We start from the raw sequence: 219 nt of genomic DNA, 5'->3' as shown, positions 1-219 counted from the left end.
GCCTTTAGTCTTGCAGCCGCTCCCAACTATAAAGCCGGACAAGTTGTTACTTATACGAGCAGCGGCTATGTTGTAAAAAAGGATGCACCTCAAGGATTTCCTAATGTCTCTCCAGATTATATCGTATTAGTAGAAAGTGGGGCTACTGGACCCACTGGAAGCACTGGATCTACCGGGAATACTGGGCCTGCCGGGATTACTGGATCTACCGGGAACACT

Annotated in this window: 1 pseudogene; it reads left to right on the top strand. The window is 48.4% G+C overall.

The features are described from left to right. Nucleotides 1–219: pseudogene (locus MR083_RS28385) on the top strand (collagen-like protein); the annotation flags it as partial.

It is taken from the genome of Bacillus cereus group sp. BfR-BA-01408 (assembly GCF_022663305.1).
GTDB classification, from domain to species: Bacteria; Bacillota; Bacilli; order Bacillales; family Bacillaceae_G; genus Bacillus_A; species Bacillus_A pacificus.
Note: the sequence above shows the minus strand (reverse complement) of the source record. Positions and strands in the feature narration are given on the sequence as shown.